The sequence below is a fragment of the Streptomyces sp. ADI95-16 genome, from assembly GCF_003721495.1.
Taxonomy (GTDB): Bacteria; Actinomycetota; Actinomycetes; order Streptomycetales; family Streptomycetaceae; genus Streptomyces; species Streptomyces goshikiensis.
Window position 1 is genome coordinate 1,997,047 of record NZ_CP033581.1, and the last position, 20,744, is coordinate 2,017,790.

Genomic DNA, 20,744 nt, shown 5'->3' on the forward strand with positions numbered 1-20,744 from the left:
GTATCCCTCACGCTGCCGGGTGCTTTCGACCAGGGCGAGTTCGGGACAGGGGTGGTGGCCGCGCGGACCGTCACCCCGGACGGGGACGTGATTCTCCTTGTTCCAGGGGAATCCGCGGCTGCCAGGGCAGCCGCTTACGCCCAGGACGACGACCTCAGGGCCGTGATCGAGATCACGGATGTGGCGCCGGTGTCCGTGCCCCATCGTATCCGAGGCCGCGCGTGGCTGGCCGGGTGGCTGACGCGGGTGCGCGGGGACGACCGCGCGGTGTGCGCGGCGCTGATGGCGGAGCGGCACCCGGTGGGCGAACTGCTCGGAGTGCACGGCGGCGCCTCCTACGTCCTGCTCCGCCTTGAGGTCGGCGAGATCTCGGTGGACGACCTGTGGGGCGCCGACCACGTCGACCCCGAGGACCTGGCGACGGCCGAGCCGGACCCGCTGGTGCACCACGAGACGGAGGTGCTCCAGCACCTGGCGTCCGCGCACGCGGACCGCGTCGCCGACCTGTGCGGGCTGCTCGGATCGCGCGAGGCCGACGGGATGGCGGCGGTACCGCTGGCCCTGGACCGGTTCGGCCTGCGGGTCCGCTTCACGGGCGGCGGCGTCTCGTCGTTCGACGCCCGCTTCGACTTCCCGGACCCGGTGGCCGACGCGTGCGGGCTGCGGCAGGCGATGCGGCGGCTGTTCGCGGCGGCCGGCGAGCGGCCGGAGGACCCGGCGGACGACCCGGCGGACGACAGGGCCGCCGACCGGGCCGCCGACTAGCAGGTGGCCAGCATCGCGCCGAGCGCCGCCTTCTCGGGCGCGGTGACGGACAGCCCGTACCTCGCCTTGATCCCGGTGTAGCGGCGGGCGTACTCGCACCAGTACGTCTTGAGCGGCGGCTTCCACTTGTCGGCGGTCCTGCTGCCCTTGTCCTGGTTGGTCCGTTTGTCGACGGCGAGGAGCACGTCGAGGTCGTTCGCGTACTCCAGCCTGCGCCGCGGCGTCCAGGCGTACGCCCCGGCGCGCCAGGCCGCGCCGAGGGCGACGACGTGGTCGGTCTCGATCTGCGAGGCGCGGCGGTAGGAGTAGGGCAGCCGCTTGCCGGTGTACGGATCGTCCAGCACTCCCGAGACCACGACGCAGCGGTTCCGGTCGCCCTCGCGGAGCTCCTTCAGGTCCCGGCGCAGGACGTCGTCCCGGGTGTCGCAGCCGTTGCGGCCGCCGGTGGCGTCGGTCTCGTCGGACCAGTAGCGGCCGAAGTTCTCGCGCTTGTACGTCTGCCAGTTCCCGCCCCGCTCGACCTTGAGCCCGGCCAGCTGGGCCTCGGCCGCCGCCGCCCCCGGCGGAAACCCGGGCCCGACGAGCGGGAGCGCGCTCCCCCGGGGCGGCCCGGGGTTCCCGTGATGACACCCGCTGATCAGCAGCGCCGCCGCCACGGCGATGAGCGAAGCCCTACGTCCCATGCCAGGACCCTAGGCCCGGGCCCGGCCCTTCCCCGGCCCCCACGCCGCCGGCGGAGCCCGCACCCGCGCCCGGGCCCGGCCCGTCAGGGGTGGTCGGTGCGCAGGCGCTCGCGGACCTTTTCGACGACGTCGGCGTACCGCGCCTCCGCGCCGTACCGCGTCGGCTCGTAGTACCGCTTCCCCTGGATCTCGTCCGGCGCGTACTGCTGCGCGGCGATGCCGCCCGGCACGTCGTGCGGGTACACGTACCCCACCGCGTGTCCCAGCTTGGCCGCTCCCTTGTAGTGCCCGTCCCGCAGGTGGGTCGGCACGGCCCCGGCCAGGCCCGCCCGGACGTCGGCCAGGGCCGCGCCGATCGCGGTCGTCGCAGTGTTCGACTTCGGGGCGAGCGCCAGGGCGATCGTCGCGTGCGACAGGGTCAGAGCCGCCTCGGGGAAGCCGATCATCGCCACCGCCTGCGCCGCCGCGACGGCGATCGGCAGGGCCGTCGGGTCCGCGAGCCCGATGTCCTCACTCGCCGAGATCATCAGGCGCCGCGCGATGAACCGGGGGTCCTCCCCCGCCTCGATCATCCGCGCCAGGTAATGCAGCGCCGCATCCACGTCGGAGCCCCGGATCGACTTGATCAGCGCGCTCGCCACGTCGTAGTGCTGGTCGCCGTCCCGGTCGTAGGTGACCGCCGCCCGGTCGACCGCCTCCTCCAGCGTCTGGAGGGTGATCTCCGCCTCCCCCTTGGCGATCGCCGATCCGGCCCCCGCCTCCAGCGCCGTCAGCGCCCGCCGCGCGTCACCGCCCGCGATCCGCAGCAGGTGCGCCTCCGCGTCCGCCGGCAGGGTCACCGCCCCGCCGAGGCCGCGCTCCTCCTCCAGGGCGCGCCGCATCAGCGCGCTCAGGTCCTCGTCCGTCAGGGATTCCAGCGTGAGCAGCAGCGACCGGGACAGCAGCGGGGAGATGATCGAGAAGTACGGGTTCTCGGTGGTCGCCGCGATCAGCGTGACCCACCGGTTCTCGACGGCCGGCAGCAGCGAGTCCTGCTGGGCCTTGCTGAAGCGGTGGATCTCGTCCAGGAAGAGGACGGTCTCCTTGCCGTACCCGCCGGCCGCCCGCTTCGCGCCCTCGATGACGGCGCGCACCTCTTTCACGCCCGCGGTGATGGCCGAGAGCTCCACGAACCGCTTCTGCGTCGCCTGGCTCACCACGTACGCGAGGGTGGTCTTCCCGATGCCCGGGGGGCCCCAAAGGATCACCGAGGAGGCCCCGGCGGGGCCGCCAGCGCCCTCCCCGACGAGCCGGCGCAGCGGCGATCCGGGCTTCAGCAGGTGTTGCTGGCCGACGACCTCGTCCAGGGTGCGGGGGCGCATCCGGGCGGCGAGCGGTGCGCTCGTGGGGTCCTTCTCCCGGCGTTCTTCGGCGGCGGCGGTGAACAGGTCTGGTTCCACACAGGAAGCCTAAGCGAGCCCACCGACAGCGCGGCCGCGGCTCAGGAGGTCCAGAAGTCCCACCAGCGGGTCAGGATCAGCATGCCGATGATCCCGACGTGCAGGACGGGCAGCACCCAGGTGAACTCGTCGAGGAAGCCGCGCAGCCAGCCGGGGGCCGGCAGCAGCCGCTCCCGCACGTTGTGCGCGGTGACGTACCAGAACATGAAGATCGTGGCGACCCAGGCCAGGCAGCACCACAGGCACAGCGAGTTGATGTTGTACAGGGACTGGTACATGAGCCAGGCGCAGAAGACGACGCCGAAGAGGGTGCCCACGTTCAGGGTCAGCCAGTACCAGGGGCGGAACCGCGCGCCGGCCAGCAGGCTCATGCCGACGCAGATGACGATCCCGTAGGCGACCAGGCCCAGCATCGGGTTCGGGAAACCGAACACGGCCGCCTGGTCGCTCTTCATGATGTTGCCGCAGGAGACGATCGGGTTCAGGCTGCAGCCCGGCGTGAAGTTCGGGTCCTCCAGCAGCTTGAACTTGTCGATCGTGATCACCCAGGCCGCGAGCAGGCCCGCGGCTCCCGTGATCACCAGCAGCAGCGCCAGGGCGCGACTGCCCCCGACGGTCCGCGGGGCGGTCTGCGCCTCAGCACTCTTCGTCGTCATACCGCCCGCTCCACATCTGCCAGGTGATCAAGCCCCGGACATTGTGCCGCACCTGCCTGTGTGCCGGCCGTTCGGTGGACATAAGTACGGGCGGGGCAGGGGACCCGTACGACGGGATCACCCCACCCCGCCCGAAGACGGCCGGTGGCCGGAGCGGATCAGGCCAGCTTGGCCCGCAGCACCTCGGCCACCTCGGCCAGCGCGACCGGGGACTGCTCCCCGGACTCCATGTCCTTCAGCTGGACCACGCCCTCGGCGAGGTCGCGGTCGCCCGCGACGACCGCGAACCGCGCGCCCGACCGGTTGGCGTCCTTCATCGCGCCCTTGAGGCCCTTGCCCCCGTACGAGATGTCCGCCGCGATCCCGCTCTTGCGGAGCTCCGTGACCAGCCCGAACAGCACCGGCTTGGCCTCGCCCAGCGCCACCGCGAACACCGAGGTCGCGGCGGGGATGTCCAGCTCGACGCCCTCGGCCTCAAGGGCCAGGACCGTACGGTCGACACCGAGCGCCCAGCCGACCGACGGGAGCGCCGGTCCGCCGATCATCTCGGAGAGGCCGTCGTAGCGGCCGCCGCCGCCGACCGCCGACTGCGAGCCCAGGCCGTCGTGGACGAACTCGAAGGTGGTGCGGGTGTAGTAGTCCAGCCCGCGCACCAGCTTCTCGTCGTCCTCGAAGGTGACGCCGGCCGCCGTGATCAGCGCCCGCACCTCCTCGTGGTACGCCTTGCACGCGTCGCACAGGTACGCGCGCAGCATGGGCGCACCGGTCAGCTGCTTCTGCACCTCGGGCCGCTTGTCGTCGAGGACGCGCAGCGGGTTGATCTCGGCCCGGCGGACGGTCTCCTCGTCCAGGTCGAGGCCGCGCAGGAACGTCTGCAGCGCCTCCCGGTACACCGGGCGGCACTCCTGGTCGCCCAGCGAGTTCAGCAGGATCCGGAAGTTGCGCAGGCCCAGGGTGCGGTACGCCTGGTCGGCCAGGATGATCAGCTCGGCGTCCAGCGCGGGGTCCTCGGCGCCGATCGCCTCGGCTCCGACCTGCGAGAAGTGGCGGTAGCGGCCCTTCTGCGGGCGCTCGTAGCGGTAGTACGAGCCGGAGTACCAGAGCTTGACCGGCAGGCCGCCGGCCTTGTGCAGGTTGGCCTCCAGCGCCGCGCGCAGCACGGAGGCGGTGCCCTCGGGGCGCAGGGCGAGGTTGGCCCCGCCCTTGGTGGTGAGGGTGTACATCTCCTTCGTCACGATGTCGGTGGACTCGCCGACACCGCGGGCGAACAGGTCGACGTCCTCGAAGCCGGGGGTCTCGACGTACCCGTAGCCGGACAGGCGCAGCGGGCCGGAGATGGCGTCGCGGACGGCCAGGTACTTCGCCGAGTACGGCGGGATGAGGTCGTACGTGCCCTTGGGGGCCTTGAAGGTGCTCACGAAACTCTCGTCACATTCCTCGTCGTGGAGCGGCGGTGCCGTCTCCGAGCCCGGCCGCGACGTCCCGCAGGTACGGGTTGGTCGCGCGCTCGCGGCCGATGGTGGTCTGGGAACCGTGTCCGGACAGCACCACGGTCGAGTCGTCCAGCGGCAGGCACACGCGGGCCAGCGACCGGAGCATCTCGGCGTGGGAGCCGCCGGGCAGGTCGGTGCGTCCGATGGAGCCGGCGAAGAGCAGGTCGCCCGAGAAGAAGACCGACGGGATGTCGGCCGCCTCGGGCATCCTGAAGGTCACCGACCCCTTCGTATGGCCGGGCGCGTGCGCCACCGAGAACTCCATTCCGGCCAATCTCAGGCTGCTGCCGTCGGTCAGCTCGCGGACGTCGTCCGGCTCCCCCACGGTCAGCTCGCCCATGAGGGGCATCCCGATGGAGCGGCCGAGGGCCTTCTCCGGGTCGCTCATCATGTAGCGGTCCGCGGGGTGGATCCAGGCCGGTACGTCGTGTGCTCCGCACACGGGGACCACCGAGGCGACATGATCGATGTGGCCGTGGGTGAGGACGACCGCGACGGGCTTGAGTCGGTGCTTCTTCAGCGTCTCCTCGACACCCTGGGTGGCCTGGTGGCCCGGGTCGATGATGACGCACTCCTCACCGGCGGCGGGGGCGACCACGTAGCAGTTGGTGCCCCAGGCGCCTGCGGGGAACCCGGCAATCAGCACGTTCGTCCTCAATCGTCGTCCGGCGGGAGCCGCGGCTGCGGCCGCGGATCGCAATGTTGCTGTTCAGAGCCTACCGGCGGCGCTCATTACACAGCGAACCCATATACGGTACGGCCTAACCGAGCCCGGACAGCGGTACCAGAGACGCACAAGGAGACGACCCGGTGGTCACGAGCGATCAGCGACGGCGACAGCTCGCCAGGGAGAAGTACGAGCGCCAGCAGAAGCGCCGCGCGGAGGCCCGGCAGAAGGCCCGGCGGCGTACGGCGCTGATCGGCGCGGCCGCGGCCGTGGTGGTCGCGGCGGTCGTCGGCCTCGTCGTGAGCGGCGTCTTCGACTCGGACGGGAAGAAGAAGGCGTCGGAGCCTTCGGGGCCGCCCGCGATGGCGATCGACAAGAGCGCGAAGTACACCCTCGGCCTGACGACGAACTCGGGCGCGATCAAGGTCGCGATGGACGCGGCGAAGACGCCGGAGACGGTGAACTCGTTCAAGTCACTGGCCGACAAGAAGTTCTTCGACGGCACCAAGTGCCACCGCCTGACCACCGACGGCATCTTCGTCCTCCAGTGCGGCGACCCGGAGGGCACCGGCAGCGGTGGCCCCGGCTACACCATCAAGGACGAGAACCTGGACTCGCTGGGCAAGCCGAACGAGACAGGCAAGGTGGTGTACCCGGCGGGCACGGTGGCGATGGCCAACACCGGGCAGCCCAATTCCGGCGGCAGCCAGTTCTTCCTCGTCTACAAGGACACCCAGCTGCCCCCCGGCTACACGCCCTTCGGGACGATGGACGCCGCGGGCCTGAAGGTGGTGGAGGGGATCGCCAAGGCGGGAACGGCCGACGGGGCCACGGACGGCGCCCCGAAGAACGCCGTGACGATCGAGAAGGCCACCGTCGGCAAGGACTGACGGGGCACGGCGCCGCCGGGCCCGGCCGGCCCGCCGCCCGTACGGCGATATTCCGTCGTGCGGGATGCGGACAGCCGGCCCGGCGGTCGCCTATGTTGGCGTTGTGCAGGGCGGGCGCGGCCCGCCCCAGGAAACTGTGGACGATGCCCAGGGGGTGAACCCCTCGCAAGGCATCAGGTGGAGGAGGCGCTGTGAGCAGCGACCCGTGGGGCCGTGTCGACGAGACGGGCACCGTGTACGTGCGTACGGCCGAGGGCGAGCAGGTCGTCGGCTCGTGGCAGGCAGGCACCCCTGAGGAGGCCCTGGCCTACTTCGAGCGCAAGTACGAGGGCCTGGTAGTCGAGATCGGCCTCCTTGAGCGGCGGGTGCGGACCACCGACCTGTCCGCCAAGGACGCCCAGACCGCGATCGACCACCTGCGCACGCAGGTGGACGAGCACCACGCCGTGGGCGACCTCGGCGCGCTGCGGGTCCGGCTGGACAAGCTGGTGGCGACGGTCGACTCGCGCCGCGAGGAGCGCAAGGCGCAGAAGGCCAAGCAGACGGACGAGGCCCGTGCGGCCAAGGACGAGCTGGTCGCGGAGGCCGAGCAGCTGGCGCAGAGCGACCAGTGGCGCAGTGCCGGTGAGCGGCTGCGGGCCCTGGTGGACATCTGGAAGGGGCTGCCGCGTCTCGACCGCAAGTCGGACGACGAGCTGTGGCACCGCTTCTCGCACGCCCGCTCGGCCTTCTCCAAGCGCCGCAAGGCGCACTTCGCCTCGCTGGACGCGCAGCGCGAGGACGCCCGCAAGGCGAAGGAGAAGCTGGTCGCGGAGGCCGAGGCGCTGTCGAAGTCGACGGACTGGGGTCCGACGGCGGCCCGCTACCGCGAGCTGATGGCGGACTGGAAGGCGGCGGGCCGCGCGCAGCGCGAGTCCGAGGACGACCTGTGGAACCGCTTCCGCGGTGCGCAGGACGTGTTCTTCGCGGCGCGCGGCGAGGTCTTCGCCGAGCGTGACGCCGAGCAGACCGAGAACCTGAAGGCGAAGGAGGAGCTGGCCGACGAGGCCGAGAAGCTCGTCCCGATCACGGACCTGAAGGCGGCCCGTGCCGCGTTCCGCTCGCTCAACGAGCGCTGGGAGGCCGTCGGCCACGTGCCGCGGGACGCGCGTCCCAAGGTCGAGGGCCGGATGCACGCCGTGGAGCGGGCGATCCAGGAGGCCGAGGAAGGCGAGTGGCGCCGTACGAACCCGGAGGCGCGGGCCCGTGCGGCCGGTCTGACGGGTCAGCTGCAGGCGGCCGTGGACAAGCTGCGCCAGCAGATCGACGCGGCGCGCGCGGCGGGCAACAACGCGAAGGCCGACAAGCTGGCGCGCGAGCTGGAGGGCCGGCAGGCGCTGCTGGACCAGGCGCTCAAGGGGCTTGAGGAGTTCGGCGGCTGATTCGATTCGGGCGGCCGTTGTCCGGCCGCCCGAGCGAGCACGGCAGAAGGGCCCGGTACGGACATCCTCCGTACCGGGCCCTTCTCACTGTGCTCGCGCGGGTTACGGCCGGCGGGCCGAGGTGACGCGGTAGACGTCGTAGACACCCTCGACGCCCCGGACGGCCTTCAGGACGTGTCCCAGGTGCTTGGGGTCGCCCATCTCGAAGGTGAACCGGGAGGTGGCCACCCGGTCGCGGGAGGTCTGGACGGCCGCCGAGAGGATGTTCACGTGCTGGTCCGACAGGACCCGGGTGACGTCCGACAGCAGCCGGGACCGGTCCAGTGCCTCGACCTGGATGGCGACCAGGAAGACGGAGGACTGGGTGGGCGCCCACTCGACCTCCAGCATCCGCTCGGGCTGCTGGGAGAGGGAGTCCACGTTGACGCAGTCGGCGCGGTGAACCGATACTCCACTGCCGCGCGTGACGAACCCGATGATCGGATCGCCCGGTACCGGGGTGCAGCAGCGGGCCAGCTTGACCCAGACGTCGTCGACGCCCTTGACGACCACGCCCGGGTCGGCGTTGCTGCGCCGCTTGTTGCGGCTGCGGGACGGCGGGACGCTCTCCTCGATGTCCTCGTTGGCGGCTTCCTCGCCGCCGAGGGCCTGGACGAGCTTCTGTACGACGGCCTGCGCCGAGACGTGTCCCTCGCCGATCGCCGCGTACAGCGAGGAGATGTCGGGGTAGCGCATCTCGTGGGCGAGGGTGACGAGCGAGTCGCCGGTCAGGATGCGCTGGATCGGCAGGTTCTGCTTGCGCATGGCCCGCGCGATGGAGTCCTTGCCCTGCTCGATGGCCTCGTCGCGGCGTTCCTTGGAGAACCAGGCGCGGATCTTGTTGCGGGCGCGCGGGGACTTGACGAAGCCGAGCCAGTCGCGGGAGGGGCCCGCGCCCTCGGCCTTGGAGGTGAAGACCTCGACGAGGTCCCCGTTGTCGAGGGTCGATTCGAGCGGCACGAGCCGCCCGTTGACCCGCGCCCCTATGGTCCGGTAGCCGACCTCGGTGTGGACGGCGAACGCGAAGTCCACGGGGGTGGCCCCGGCCGGGAGCGCTATGACATCGCCCTTGGGCGTGAAGACGAAGACCTCGTTGCGGGAGAGGTCGAAGCGCAGCGAGTCGAGGAACTCGCCCGGGTCCTCGGTCTCCTTCTGCCAGTCGAGCAGCTGCCGCAGCCAGGCCATGTCGTTGACGGTGTCCTGGCCGGCGCTGCCCTTGGCGGCCTGCGGGACGTCGGTGCGGACCTTGGAGGTGCCGGCGACGGTCTGCTGCTTGTACTTCCAGTGCGCGGCGATGCCGTACTCGGCGCGGCGGTGCATGTCGAAGGTGCGGATCTGGAGTTCGACCGGCTTGCCGCTGGGTCCGATGACCGTCGTGTGCAGCGACTGGTACATGTTGAACTTGGGCATCGCGATGTAGTCCTTGAACCGGCCGGGGACCGGGTTCCATCGCGCGTGCACGGTGCCGAGGGCGGCGTAGCAGTCGCGGACGGTGTCGACGAGGACTCGGATGCCGACCAGGTCGTAGATCTCCGCGAAGTCGCGACCCCGCACGATCATCTTCTGGTAGACGCTGTAGTAGTGCTTGGGCCGTCCGGTGACGGTGGCCTTGATCCGGGCCGCCCGCAGGTCGGTCTGGACCTCGTCCGTGACGACGGCGAGGTACTCGTCGCGCTTGGGCGCGCGCTCGGCGACCAGGCGGACGATCTCGTCGTACATCTTCGGGTAGAGGATCGCGAAGGAGAGGTCTTCGAGTTCCCACTTGATCGTGTTCATGCCCAGGCGGTGGGCCAGGGGCGCGTAGATCTCCAGGGTCTCGCGGGCCTTCTTCTCCTGCTTCTCCCGCTTGAGGTAACGCATGGTGCGCATGTTGTGCAGGCGGTCGGCGAGCTTGATGACGAGGACCCGGGGGTCCTTGGCCATCGCGACGACCATCTTGCGCACGGTTTCGGCCTGCGCGGCCTCGCCGAACTTGACCCGGTCGAGCTTGGTGACGCCGTCGACGAGCAGGGCCACGGCGTCGCCGAAGTCGCGGCGCAGCTGTTCCAGGCCGTACTCGGTGTCCTCGACGGTGTCGTGCAGCAGGCCCGCCATCAGCGTCGCGGGGTCCATGCCGAGCTCGGCGAGGATCGTGGTGACGGCGAGCGGGTGGGTGATGTACGGGTCGCCGCTCTTGCGCTTCTGGCCCCGGTGCCAGCGCTCGGCGACCTGGTACGCCTGCTCGATCTGGCGCAGGGTCGCCGTCTCGATCTTCGGGTCGTTGCTGCGGACTATACGGAGCAGCGGTTCCAGTACCGGGTTGTACGGGTTGGAACGCTGCACTCCGAGGCGAGCGAGGCGGGCGCGCACCCGGTTGGAGGACCCGGCGGGCTTCAGCGGCGCGGGCTTGACCGGCGGCGCCGGCGGGGGCGTGGCCGGGGCCGCCTTCGCGGGCTCGGCCTGCGGGTCGGGCTGCGCGGCGGAGATTGGCTGGACCTCGTCTGGCAAGAGCGCTCCTCAGGGGGTCCCCCCGGACGAAGTGTGGGGGAGGATCCGGTACCCGTGTCCGGTCCGGACAACCCATCGTAGCGAGGGATCCGCCCCCTCGTTCGCCGAGGCTCGGTCCGCCCGGCTCCGGGCGGGGCCCGAGCCGGATACGCCGAACGGCGGGCACCCGGGGAATCCCGGGCACCCGCCGCTTCGTGAAGGGCCGGCGGTCGTCAGACCACGATCAGCGCGTCCAGCGGGGCGCCGGCGAGCGCCCCGGACAGCTTCTCCCGGCCGGGCAGGAACGACAGCTCCATCAGGACCGCCACACCGGCGACCTCCGCCCCGGCCCGCCGGATGAGGGAGAGCGAAGCCTCCGCCGTGCCCCCGGTGGCCAGGACGTCGTCGATGACCATCACCCGGTCACCCGCCGCCAGGTCCTCCGCGTGGACCTCGATCTCCGCGGTCCCGTACTCCAGCTCGTAGGACTGCGCCAGGGTCGCCCCCGGCAGCTTCCCGGCCTTGCGCACCGGCACGAAGCCGATGCCCGCCTGCACGGCGACCGGGGCCGCCAGGATGAACCCGCGCGCCTCCAGCCCGACGATCTTCGTCGCGCCGTACCGCGCGGCCAGTTCCACCAGTACGTCCGTCAGCGCGGCGAACGCCTTCGGGTCGGCCAGCAGCGGGGTGATGTCCTTGAACATCACCCCCGGCTTCGGGTAGTCCGCAACGTCCTTGATGCGGCTGAGCAGCAGCTCCCGCGCCTGCTCGGAGATCACGCTCACCGCCGCCGCCCCGCGCGTCCCTGCGTCTGCGCGACGATCTGCGGGCCGCCCTCGGCGTCACCCTCGGCGGAGTCGTAGCCCTCGTCCGGGGACTCGCCCCTGGCGGCCGCGGCCTCACGCTTCGCGAGCACCCTCTTCTTCAGCGCCTTCATGCCCGGCTCGCGCTCCTTCAGGTCCACGACCAGCGGGGTCGCGATGAAGATCGAGGAGTACGCACCGGCCGCGAGGCCGACGAACAGCGACAGCGAGATGTCGTTGAGCATGCCCGCGCCCAGGAAGCCGCCGCCGATGAACAGCAGCGCGCCGACCGGGAGCAGGGCCACGACGGTCGTGTTGATCGAGCGGACCAGCGTCCCGTTGATGCTGCGGTTGGCGATCTCGCTGAAGGTGTAGCGGGTCTGCTTGGTGATGTCCTTCGACCCCTCCTTCAGACCGTCGAAGACGACGACGGTGTCGTAGAGGGAGTAACCGAGGATCGTCAGCAGACCGATCACGGTGCCCGGGGTGACCTCGAAGCCGACCAGCGCGTACACGCCGACGGTGATGGTGAGGTCGTGGATCAGCGCGATCAGCGCGGCGACCGCCATCCGCCATTCGAAGGCGATGGCGAGGTAGATCACCACGAGGATCATGAAGACGCCGAGGCCGGTCCAGGCCTTGTTGGCGATCTGCTCGCCCCAGCTGGGACCGACGAGGTCGGCGTTGATGCCGGCCTGGTCGACCTTGAGGTCACTGGCGAGCTGCTTCTTCACGTCGGCCGCGGAGGCGGTGTCCAGACCGGTGATCTGGATGCGCAGGCCGCCGGTGCCGAGTTCCTGGACGATCGCGTCGTGGCCCGAGGCCTTCTCCGCGTCCTCGGTCGCCTTGGCGACGGAGACGGCCGTCTTCGGGGTGGTGAAGACGGCACCGCCCTTGAACTCGATGCCCATGTTGAGGCCCTGAACGGCCAGGGCCACGATCGCCGTGATGGTGATCAGGATGGAAACGCCGTACCAGAGAAAACGCTTGCCGACGAAGTCGTATCCGACCTCACCGCGGTACAGCTTGGCGCCGAGATCTCCCAGCTTCGACATCTCTCACGCCTCCTTTGCGTCGACGGGGGCGGAGACGGTACCGGAACCGGTGCGACGGGACCGGCGCAGCGGCGGCTTCGCGCCGAGCCGCTTCGGGTCCAGCCCGGACCACGGGTGGCCGCTGGAGAAGAACTTCGTACGGGCCAGCAGCGTCATGACGGGCTTGGTGAACAGGAACACCACGACCACGTCGAGCAGGGTGGTGAGGCCCAGCGTGAAGGCGAAGCCCTGCACCTTGCCGACGGTCACGATGAACAGCACCGCGGCGGCCAGGAACGACACGAAGTCGGACACCAGGATCGTACGCCGGGCCCGCGGCCAGGCGCGCTCGACGGCCGGACGCAGGGTGCGGCCCTCGCGGATCTCGTCACGGATGCGTTCGAAGTACACGATGAACGAGTCGGCCGTGATGCCGATGGCGACGATCGCGCCGCAGACGGCCGGCAGGTTCAGCGCGAAACCGATGCCCTTGCCCAGCAGCGCCATGATCGTGTAGGTCAGGATCGCGGACACCAGCAGCGAGACGATCGCGATGAACGCCAGGCCGCGGTAGTACACGAGCAGGTAGATCACGACGAGGAGCAGGCCGATCGCGCCGGCGATCAGGCCGGCCTTGAGCTGCTCGCCGCCGAGGGCGGCGGTGACGGTGGTGACGCTGTCCTCCTGGAAGGACAGCGGCAGGGCGCCGTACGAGAGCATGTTGCCCAGGTCCTGCGCGGACTGCTGGGTGAAGCCACCCGAGATCTGGGCGTTGCCGCCGGTCAGCGCCTGGCTCACGGACGGGTCGGAGATGACCTGGCCGTCGAGCACGATCGCGAACTGGTTCTGCGGCGGCTGCTTGGCCGCGAGGTCGCCGGTGATCTTGGCGAACTTGTCGGCGCCCTTGTCGGTGAACTGCATGGTGACGATCCACTGACCGGACTGCTGGTCGATGACGCCCTTGGCGTCGTCGACGTCCTGGCCGTTGACCGCGGCGGGACCGAGCACCCACTTGCCCCAGGTGTCGCCGCGCTGGCCGCAGGCGACCATCGGCTCCTCGGGCTTGACGCCCTGGGCCGCGGTGGCGCGCTGCTTCTCGTCCGTGCAGTCCAGGGCGGCGAACTTCGCCTGGAGCGCGGAGGCGGCGGCGTCGGCCGACGGCGTCGCGGACGGGGTCGGAGCCTTGTTGTCGTCTGCCTTCTTCGACTCGCTCGCGGAGGGCGAGGGAGTGGGGCTGCCCGGGGCCTTGAGGGCCTCACTGAGCGCGCGGCCCTGAGAAGTGGCGCTGGACGACGGGGTGGCGGACGGGCTGGCCTTCTTGCCGTCCCCGGCCTTGGGGGCGCCGGAGCCGCTCGGGGAGGCACTGGGCGATCCGCTGGGCGACCCGCTGGGCGAGGCATTGGGGGCGGCCGGCTCACCGCTCGTGAACGCGAGCACCGGGCGGAAGTAGAGCTGGGCGGTGGTACCGACCTGCTCGCGCGCCTGCTGCTCGTTCATCCCCTTGGGGATGTTCACGATGATGTGGTCCTTGCCCTGCGTCTGGACCTCGGCCTCCGTCACACCGAGACCGTTGACACGGCGCTCGATGATCCCGACGGCGGTGTTCATGTTCGTCGGGTTGATAGCGTCCGGCTTGCCGGGCTCGCTCTTGGCCTTGAGCGTGATGCTCGTACCGCCCGCGAGGTCGATGCCGAGACGGGGGGTCGTCTGCTTCGTGAGGAACATCCCCGCGGTGAGCGCCACCATCGCGATCAGGATGATGGCCAGGGCGCGCCCCGGCCTCCCCTGAGCCCCCGTGGGCCGCCGGCCCTTCTTCGGTGCTGCCACCTTGTCGTATCTCCCTGTCCAACCGTCCCGCGCCGGGTCAGCGCGCGGACGGCCAAGAAATGTGTGGTGGGGACCCCTGCCCCCCGCAGAAACGGGTCACCGGCCGGCACCGCGGCGGCCGCCGGTCAGGCGCCGCCGCGATCCGTGCCGCGTACTGCTACTTGGCTCCGGCCTCGCCGTCGGCCTTGCCGTCCTTGGGCTCGTCACCCTTGGGCTCGTCGGCCTGGGGCTCATCGGCCTTGGGCGCGTCGGCCTGGGGCGCGTCCTTCTTGCCCAGGTCGAGCTTCGGGGCGTCGCCCTCGGTCTCGGACTGGGTGAGCGAGGAGGCGTCGTCCGGGACGACCGGCGTGTCGATCGTCAGATCAGCAGCCTGGCCGTGGACGATGCGGTTGTACTCCTCGTCGTCGAGGACGGCACCGATGGCGTTCTTCGCGAAGATCGCGTGCACGCCGGGGGCCACTTCGAGGGTGACCGTGTCGTCACCGATCTCCTTCACCGTGGCGTACATGCCGCCGATGGTGCGGACCCCGGTGCCGGGCGTCATGTGGTCGCGCATCTGCGCGGCCGCCTGCTGCTTCTTCTTCGCGGAGCGGGTCATCAGGAACATCGCCCCGATGAGCACGATGAACGGGAGGAGTGTCACGAGATTCACGGGACGGAGATCCTTCGCACGACCGCACGGGAGACGGCCTTTTTCTACGGGGGTGGGCACGCCGACCCGAAGGGTCGGCATCGGCGGAGTCTAGGCGAGTCCGCACCGATGGAACAACGCCCAGCATGGCACCGCAGTTCCTGACCGGGCGAACCTCCGCGCCGTCAGGCCCCGAACAAGCCCTGTTGTCCGCTTGATCCGCCGCCGCCGGGCTGCGGCGGGACGAGCCCCAGGTGAACCCATGCGGCGGGGGTCGCGACACGGCCCCGGGGGGTACGGGCGAGCAGTCCCTCCCGTACCAGGAAGGGCTCCGCGACCTCCTCCACGGTCTCCCGCTCCTCCCCCACGGCCACGGCGAGCGTGGACAGCCCGACGGGGCCGCCGCCGAACAGCTTGAGCAGTGCCTCCAGCACGGCCCGGTCGAGGCGGTCGAGGCCGCGCGCGTCCACCTCGTAGACCTGGAGGGCGGTTCCGGCCACCTCGCGCGTGATCACCCCGTCGGCCTTGACCTGGGCGTAGTCGCGGACGCGGCGCAGCAGCCGGTTGGCGATGCGGGGGGTGCCGCGGGAGCGGCCGGCGATCTCGGCGGCGCCGGCGGTGTCGATCTCCACGTCGAGGAGGCGGGCGGAGCGGTGGATGACGCGCTCCAGCTCCTCGGGGGCGTAGAACTCCATGTGGCCGGTGAAGCCGAAGCGGTCGCGCAGGGGCGGCGGCAGCAGCCCGGCGCGGGTCGTGGCCCCCACGAGGGTGAAGGGCGGCAGCTCCAGGGGGATGGCCGTGGCCCCGGGCCCCTTTCCGACGATCACGTCGACGCGGAAGTCCTCCATCGCCATGTAGAGCATCTCCTCGGCGGGCCGGGACATGCGGTGGATCTCGTCGAGGAAGAGCACCTCGCCCTCCTGGAGGGAGGAGAGGATCGCGGCGAGATCGCCCGCGTGCTGGATGGCGGGGCCGGAGGTGATCCGGATCGGCGCGCCCATCTCGGCGGCGATGATCATGGAGAGGGTGGTCTTGCCGAGGCCCGGGGCGCCGGAGAGCAGCACGTGATCGGCGGTGGCCCCGCGCTGCCGGGCCGCCTTCAGGACGAGGTCCAGCTGCTGGCGGACCTTCTCCTGCCCGACGAACTCGCCGAGGTCCTTGGGGCGCAGGGCCGCCTCGACGGCGGTGTCCTCCCCGTCCGCCGCCGCCGCCACGATCCGGTCGTCGCTCTCGTCGTCCCAGTTCACGCTGTCAGTCTGCCTTCTCGCTTCGCGGATGTTCACCAACGCTGCCTTCTCCCCGCCCCCGGGCTCCCCCCGGCCCCTCCCCCCGAGGCCGGCCCCCCTCCGCCCCGGGGTGCGGCCCGGGGCCCCGGCCCCACCGGCCGGCCCCGGTTCCCCCCGGCCAGCCCCGGTCCCCACCGGCCGGCACCTTCAGCCCCGCCGGCGTTTGAGGCGCGGGCCCGGGCAGAGCCCGGTGAACGGGAGAAGGGCGGGGAGGGGCAAGCCCCGCGCAGCGGCACCGGACCGGACGCCCCGCGCCTCACACGCCTGCGGAGCACACGGTCAGCGGGTGCGGTTCAGGGATTGGAGGGCCGCTCGCAGGAGCTGGGGGACCGGGGCCGAGCCACCGGCGGCGATGGCCGCCTCGGCCTGCGGCGTCACCGCCGAGACCGCCTCCTCCGCGTCCCTGGACGCGTACCCCAGGCCGATCAGCGCGGCGGACAGCTGCTCGGTCCAGGGCGCTGGCCCGGCCGCGGCCGCGCGCTGCGCGCCCACCAGGCCGCTCGACCCCAGCGGAGCGCCCAGCTTGCCCTTCAGCTCCAGCAGGAGCTTCTGCGCGCCCTTCTTGCCGATGCCCGGCACCGCCGTCAGGGCCCGCTCGTCCCCCGACTCGACGGCCAGTCGCAGCGCGTCCGGGCTGTGTACGCCCAGCATCGCCTGGGCCAGCCGCGGCCCGACCCCGCTCGCCGTCTGGAGCAGCTCGAACACCTGCCGCTCGTCGTCGTCCGCGAAGCCGTACAGCGTGAGCGAGTCCTCCCGTACGACCAGGGAGGTCGCCAGCCGGGCCGGCTCCCCGACGCGCAGGGCGGCGATGGTGTTCGGCGTGCACTGCACGGCCATGCCCACTCCCCCGACCTCGATCACGGCCAGGGTGGGGGCGAGCGCGGCGACCGGGCCGCTGACGAAAGCGATCATGAGGGGCGGCCTTTCGAGGCGTGCAGGGCGACCGCCTGCTGGAGGCGGTTCTGGGCGGGAGCCCGCCAGATGTGGCAGATGGCGAGCGCGAGCGCATCGGCGGCGTCGGCCGGCTTCGGCGGGGCGGCGAGCCGCAGCAGCCGGGTGACCATCGCCCCGACCTGTGCCTTGTCGGCCCGGCCGGATCCGGTGACGGCGGCCTTGACCTCGCTCGGGGTGTGCAGCGCGACCGGGATGCCGCGCCGCGCGGCGCACAGCATGGCGACGGCACTCGCCTGGGCGGTTCCCATCACCGTACTGACGTTGTGCTGGCTGAACACCCGCTCCACGGCGACGACTTCGGGACGGTGCTCATCGAGCCATTCCTCTATGCCCCGCTCGATCGCGACGAGCCGGTTGCCCAACTCCGCGTCCGCGGGGGTCCGGACGACCCCCACGCCGATCATCGTCAGCGGGCGGCCGGCGACGCCCTCGACCACGCCGACACCGCACCGGGTCAGCCCCGGGTCCACGCCGAGAACTCGCACCCCGCCCCTCCTTCGCTCGCCAGTGCGTGCAGGCTAGCCGCTGGCACTGACAAAGCGGCGGGCCGGCGGGGTGTGTCCCCGCCGGCCCGCCGCTGATGCCCGATCAGGCGTCGACCTTCTCCATGACCTCGTCCGAGACGTCGAAGTTGGCGAAGACGTTCTGCACGTCGTCGCTGTCCTCCAGCGCGTCGATCAGCTTGAAGATCTTGCGCGCGCCCTCCTCGTCCAGCTCGACCTGCATGGTCGGCAGGAAGTTGGAGTCGGCCGAGTCGTAGTCGATGCCGGCCTCCTGGAGGGCCGTGCGGACGGCGACCATGTCGGTGGCCTCGCTGATGATCTCGAAGCTCTCGCCGAGGTCGTTGACCTCTTCGGCGCCCGCCTCCAGCACCGTCTCCAGGACGTCGTCCTCGGAGAGCTCGCCCTTGGGCAGGAGCACGACGCCCTTGCGGTTGAACAGGTACGAGACCGAGCCCGGGTCGGCCATCGAGCCGCCGTTGCGGGTCATGGCGACGCGGACGTCGGAGGCGGCGCGGTTGCGGTTGTCGGTGAGGCACTCGATGAGCACCGCGACGCCGTTGGGGCCGTAACCCTCGTACATGATCGTCTCGTAGTCGGCGCCGCCGGCTTCGAGGCCGCCGCCGCGCTTGACCGCGGAGTCGATGTTCTTGTTCGGGACCGAGCTCTTCTTGGCCTTCTGGATGGCGTCGAAGAGGGTCGGGTTGCCGTCGATGTCGGCACCGCCCATACGGGCCGCGACCTCGATGTTCTTGATCAGCTTCGCGAAGAGCTTGCCGCGCTTGGCGTCAACCACGGCCTTCTTGTGCTTCGTCGTAGCCCATTTAGAGTGGCCGGACATCTGCCTGTCTCCTTCGCGTCACCAACAGTGTTCGCCTCAGATCCTACCGGGACGCCGTCACAGCCCGGCGCGCACCATGTCGACGAAGTACGCGTGGACGCGGTCGTCCCCGGTCAGCTCCGGGTGGAACGAGGTCGCGAGGACGTTGCCCTGGCGCACGGCGACCGTGTGGCCGTCGTACGTGGCGAGCACCTCGACCGGGGCGCCGACCGATTCGACCCACGGGGCACGGATGAAGACGCCCTCGACGGGGCCGCCCTCGATGCCCGCGAAGTCGATCTTCGCCTCGAAGGACTCGTTCTGGCGGCCGAAGGCGTTGCGGCGCACGATCATGTCGATGCCGCCCAGGGTCTCCTGGTCCTCACGGCCGTCGAGCAGCTTGTCGGCGAGCATGATCATGCCGGCGCAGGTGCCGTAGACCGGCATGCCGGCCTTCACGCGCTCGCGCAGCGGCTCCAGCATGCCGAACAGGACGGCGAGCTTCGACATGGTCGTCGACTCGCCGCCGGGGATCACCAGGGCGTCGACCTCGGCGAGCTCGTCGGGACGCCGGACCGGCCTGGCCACGGCGTCCGCCGCGGCCAGGGCGATCAGGTGCTCCCGTACGTCGCCCTGGAGGGCCAGGACACCAATCACGGGGTTGGTCATGGCAGTGACTACCAGCCGCGGTTGGCGTAGCGCTCGGCCTCGGGCAGGGTGTCGCAGTTGATGCCGACCATGGCCTCGCCCAGGTTGCGGGAGGCGTCCGCGATGATCTTCGGGTCGTCGTAGAAGGTGGTGGCCTTCACGATGGCGGCGGCGCGCTTGGCCGGGTCGCCGGACTTGAAGATGCCGGAGCCGACGAAGACGCCCTCGGCGCCGAGCTGGCGCATCAGGGCGGCGTCGGCCGGGGTGGCGACGCCACCGGCGGAGAACAGCACGACCGGGAGCTTGCCGAGTTCGGCGACCTCCTTGACGAGCTCGTACGGCGCGCGCAGCTCCTTGGCGGCGGCGAACAGCTCGTTGTTGTCGTAGCCGCGCAGGCGGGCGATCTCGTTCTTGATCTGACGCAGGTGGCGGACGGCCTCGACGACGTTGCCGGTGCCGGCCTCGCCCTTCGAGCGGATCATGGCCGCGCCCTCGGCGATGCGGCGCAGGGCCTCGCCGAGGTTGGTGGCGCCGCAGACGAAGGGGGTGGTGAACGCCCACTTGTCGGAGTGGTTGACCTCGTCGGCCGGGGTCAGGACCTCGGACTCGTCGATGTAGTCGACGCCGAGGGACTGGAGGACCTGGGCCTCGACGAAGTGGCCGATGCGGGACTTGGCCATGACCGGGATCGAGACGGCCTCGATGATCTCTTCGATCATGTTGGGGTCGGACATGCGCGCGACGCCGCCGTCCTTGCGGATGTCCGCGGGGACCCGCTCCAGGGCCATGACGGCCACGGCGCCGGCGTCCTCGGCGATCTTCGCCTGCTCGGCGTTGACCACGTCCATGATCACGCCGCCCTTGAGCTGCTCGGCCATGCCGCGCTTGACGCGGGAGGTGCCGATCGCGGACTCAGCGGACTGCGGGGTGGAGGGAAGCGTGCTCACGGGTTGACCTCACTCGAAGGAAGACGGGTGCTGCGGGTTTTACCGGGCTGAGCAAACCGCCATCGACCAGTCCACTGCAAGGGCCAATAAGGAGCCGGTGGCTCCTTCCAAGTTGGCCTTTCGGTACAACTCGCGGAGCGGGAACCTAGGCCGGGCGGTCGGCGAGGTCCACGGGGGGTTCGTCGTCCATCTCGAAGGCGAGCGGGAACGGCGCGTGTCCGGCCAGCCTGAACCAGCGGACCTTGCGGTGCCGGCGCAGCGCGCGGGCGGCGCGTACGGCGTCGTTGTGGAACCTGCGGGCCATCGGCACCCGGCGGACGGCCGCCGCCAGTTCCTCCGCGGCCTCCTCGCCCCCGGGAGCGGCCTTGACGGCCTCGACCTGGTCGGCGTCGGCGAACACCGCGCGCAGCGCCTGGCTGAGTTCGCTCTCGGCGACCTCGCGGTGGTCCTCCTCGGCCTGGCGGGCGGCGTGGGCGGCCTCGTACAGCACGAGCGAGGAGGCGGGGTCCAGCACTCCGGACGTCGCCACCTCCAGCACCACGGAGGCCCGCCGGACGAGCTGGGCGTCGAGGGCGGCGCGGGCGGCGTCCATGCGGGTGTGGAGCCGGTCGAGCCGTCCGGCGGTCCAGCTGAGGTAGACCCCGATGACGCCGAGCGCCAGGGCGATCCAGACAAGGGTTTCGATCACGGGCCGCGACTCTACCCGCGAACGCGCCGGTCAGGTCCCGGCGCCCGGCCTCCCGGACTGCCGGTCTCCCGGTCTCCCGGCCCCCGG

General features: G+C 71.1%; 20 protein-coding genes. 3 read left to right on the forward strand and 17 right to left on the reverse strand.

Features of this window, described 5'->3' with window-relative positions:
• Nucleotides 1-162: 162 nt before the first annotated feature.
• Complete coding sequence (locus tag EES41_RS08525; RefSeq protein WP_367995773.1) at nucleotides 163-765, forward strand: DUF2470 domain-containing protein; 603 nt, start codon at nucleotides 163-165, stop codon at nucleotides 763-765.
• Here EES41_RS08525 and EES41_RS08530 read toward each other — a convergent pair.
• The 5 genes from EES41_RS08530 to EES41_RS08550 form a co-directional block, all read right to left on the reverse strand.
• A complete protein-coding gene (locus EES41_RS08530) occupies nucleotides 762-1,448 on the reverse strand; it encodes an HNH endonuclease family protein (RefSeq protein WP_123076993.1) in 687 nt (228 codons plus the stop codon). The genes EES41_RS08525 and EES41_RS08530 overlap by 4 nt on opposite strands.
• An 83-nt stretch (nucleotides 1,449-1,531) precedes the next feature.
• Complete coding sequence (locus tag EES41_RS08535) at nucleotides 1,532-2,887, reverse strand: replication-associated recombination protein A (RefSeq protein ID WP_123076995.1); 1,356 nt, start codon at nucleotides 2,885-2,887, stop codon at nucleotides 1,532-1,534.
• Between the two features lie 41 nt (nucleotides 2,888-2,928).
• A complete protein-coding gene (locus EES41_RS08540; protein ID WP_123076997.1) occupies nucleotides 2,929-3,543 on the reverse strand; it encodes a vitamin K epoxide reductase family protein in 615 nt (204 codons plus the stop codon).
• 158 nt (nucleotides 3,544-3,701) lie between these two features.
• Complete coding sequence (gene hisS / locus EES41_RS08545; RefSeq protein ID WP_123076999.1) at nucleotides 3,702-4,961, reverse strand: histidine--tRNA ligase; 1,260 nt, start codon at nucleotides 4,959-4,961, stop codon at nucleotides 3,702-3,704.
• 10 nt (nucleotides 4,962-4,971) lie between these two features.
• Complete coding sequence (locus EES41_RS08550) at nucleotides 4,972-5,682, reverse strand: MBL fold metallo-hydrolase (RefSeq protein ID WP_123077001.1); 711 nt, start codon at nucleotides 5,680-5,682, stop codon at nucleotides 4,972-4,974.
• Between the two features lie 164 nt (nucleotides 5,683-5,846).
• On the opposite strand from EES41_RS08550, the gene EES41_RS08555 reads away from it, so the two are divergent.
• Together EES41_RS08555 and EES41_RS08560 are read left to right on the forward strand one after the other, a co-directional pair.
• A complete protein-coding gene (locus EES41_RS08555) occupies nucleotides 5,847-6,593 on the forward strand; it encodes a peptidylprolyl isomerase (protein WP_123077003.1) in 747 nt (248 codons plus the stop codon).
• Nucleotides 6,594-6,784: 191 nt separating this feature from the next.
• A complete protein-coding gene (locus EES41_RS08560; RefSeq protein WP_123077005.1) occupies nucleotides 6,785-8,014 on the forward strand; it encodes a DUF349 domain-containing protein in 1,230 nt (409 codons plus the stop codon).
• Nucleotides 8,015-8,116: 102 nt separating this feature from the next.
• Here the strand turns inward: EES41_RS08560 and EES41_RS08565 are convergent, their stop codons facing one another.
• The 12 genes from EES41_RS08565 to EES41_RS08620 form a co-directional block, all read right to left on the reverse strand.
• Nucleotides 8,117-10,540 carry a bifunctional (p)ppGpp synthetase/guanosine-3',5'-bis(diphosphate) 3'-pyrophosphohydrolase gene (locus tag EES41_RS08565; protein ID WP_073778958.1) on the reverse strand — a complete coding sequence of 808 codons (2,424 nt, stop codon included), beginning with the start codon at nucleotides 10,538-10,540 and terminating at the stop codon, nucleotides 8,117-8,119.
• A gap of 212 nt (nucleotides 10,541-10,752) precedes the next feature.
• Nucleotides 10,753-11,304 (reverse strand): adenine phosphoribosyltransferase, encoded by a 552-nt coding sequence (locus tag EES41_RS08570; protein ID WP_037792335.1) that lies wholly within the window; start codon nucleotides 11,302-11,304, stop codon nucleotides 10,753-10,755.
• On the reverse strand, nucleotides 11,301-12,377 hold the full coding sequence (gene secF, locus EES41_RS08575; RefSeq protein ID WP_123077007.1) for a protein translocase subunit SecF: 1,077 nt from the start codon (nucleotides 12,375-12,377) through the stop codon (nucleotides 11,301-11,303). The genes EES41_RS08570 and secF overlap by 4 nt, the downstream gene beginning before the upstream one ends.
• A 3-nt stretch (nucleotides 12,378-12,380) precedes the next feature.
• On the reverse strand, nucleotides 12,381-14,183 hold the full coding sequence (gene secD / locus EES41_RS08580; RefSeq protein ID WP_123077009.1) for a protein translocase subunit SecD: 1,803 nt from the start codon (nucleotides 14,181-14,183) through the stop codon (nucleotides 12,381-12,383).
• A 157-nt stretch (nucleotides 14,184-14,340) separates the two neighbouring features.
• On the reverse strand, nucleotides 14,341-14,835 hold the full coding sequence (yajC, locus tag EES41_RS08585; protein WP_123077011.1) for a preprotein translocase subunit YajC: 495 nt from the start codon (nucleotides 14,833-14,835) through the stop codon (nucleotides 14,341-14,343).
• Nucleotides 14,836-14,999: 164 nt separating this feature from the next.
• Entirely contained in the window at nucleotides 15,000-16,061 is a 1,062-nt protein-coding gene (gene ruvB, locus EES41_RS08590; protein ID WP_008740478.1) for a Holliday junction branch migration DNA helicase RuvB, read from the reverse strand.
• A gap of 318 nt (nucleotides 16,062-16,379) precedes the next feature.
• Nucleotides 16,380-17,012, reverse strand: a complete 633-nt coding sequence (gene ruvA / locus EES41_RS08595) for a Holliday junction branch migration protein RuvA (protein WP_008740479.1) — start codon at nucleotides 17,010-17,012, stop codon at nucleotides 16,380-16,382.
• On the reverse strand, nucleotides 17,009-17,539 hold the full coding sequence (gene ruvC / locus EES41_RS08600; RefSeq protein ID WP_073795938.1) for a crossover junction endodeoxyribonuclease RuvC: 531 nt from the start codon (nucleotides 17,537-17,539) through the stop codon (nucleotides 17,009-17,011). Before ruvC ends, ruvA begins: the two co-directional genes overlap by 4 nt.
• A gap of 103 nt (nucleotides 17,540-17,642) precedes the next feature.
• Nucleotides 17,643-18,395: a YebC/PmpR family DNA-binding transcriptional regulator gene (locus tag EES41_RS08605; protein ID WP_008740481.1), complete on the reverse strand. Its 753-nt coding sequence runs from the start codon at nucleotides 18,393-18,395 to the stop codon at nucleotides 17,643-17,645.
• 57 nt (nucleotides 18,396-18,452) lie between these two features.
• Nucleotides 18,453-19,043 carry a pyridoxal 5'-phosphate synthase glutaminase subunit PdxT gene (gene pdxT, locus EES41_RS08610; protein ID WP_037792337.1) on the reverse strand — a complete coding sequence of 197 codons (591 nt, stop codon included), beginning with the start codon at nucleotides 19,041-19,043 and terminating at the stop codon, nucleotides 18,453-18,455.
• An 8-nt stretch (nucleotides 19,044-19,051) separates the two neighbouring features.
• Nucleotides 19,052-19,969 carry a pyridoxal 5'-phosphate synthase lyase subunit PdxS gene (pdxS, locus tag EES41_RS08615; RefSeq protein ID WP_008740483.1) on the reverse strand — a complete coding sequence of 306 codons (918 nt, stop codon included), beginning with the start codon at nucleotides 19,967-19,969 and terminating at the stop codon, nucleotides 19,052-19,054.
• Nucleotides 19,970-20,114: 145 nt separating this feature from the next.
• Nucleotides 20,115-20,657: a hypothetical protein gene (locus tag EES41_RS08620; protein ID WP_123077013.1), complete on the reverse strand. Its 543-nt coding sequence runs from the start codon at nucleotides 20,655-20,657 to the stop codon at nucleotides 20,115-20,117.
• Nucleotides 20,658-20,744 lie beyond the last annotated feature (87 nt).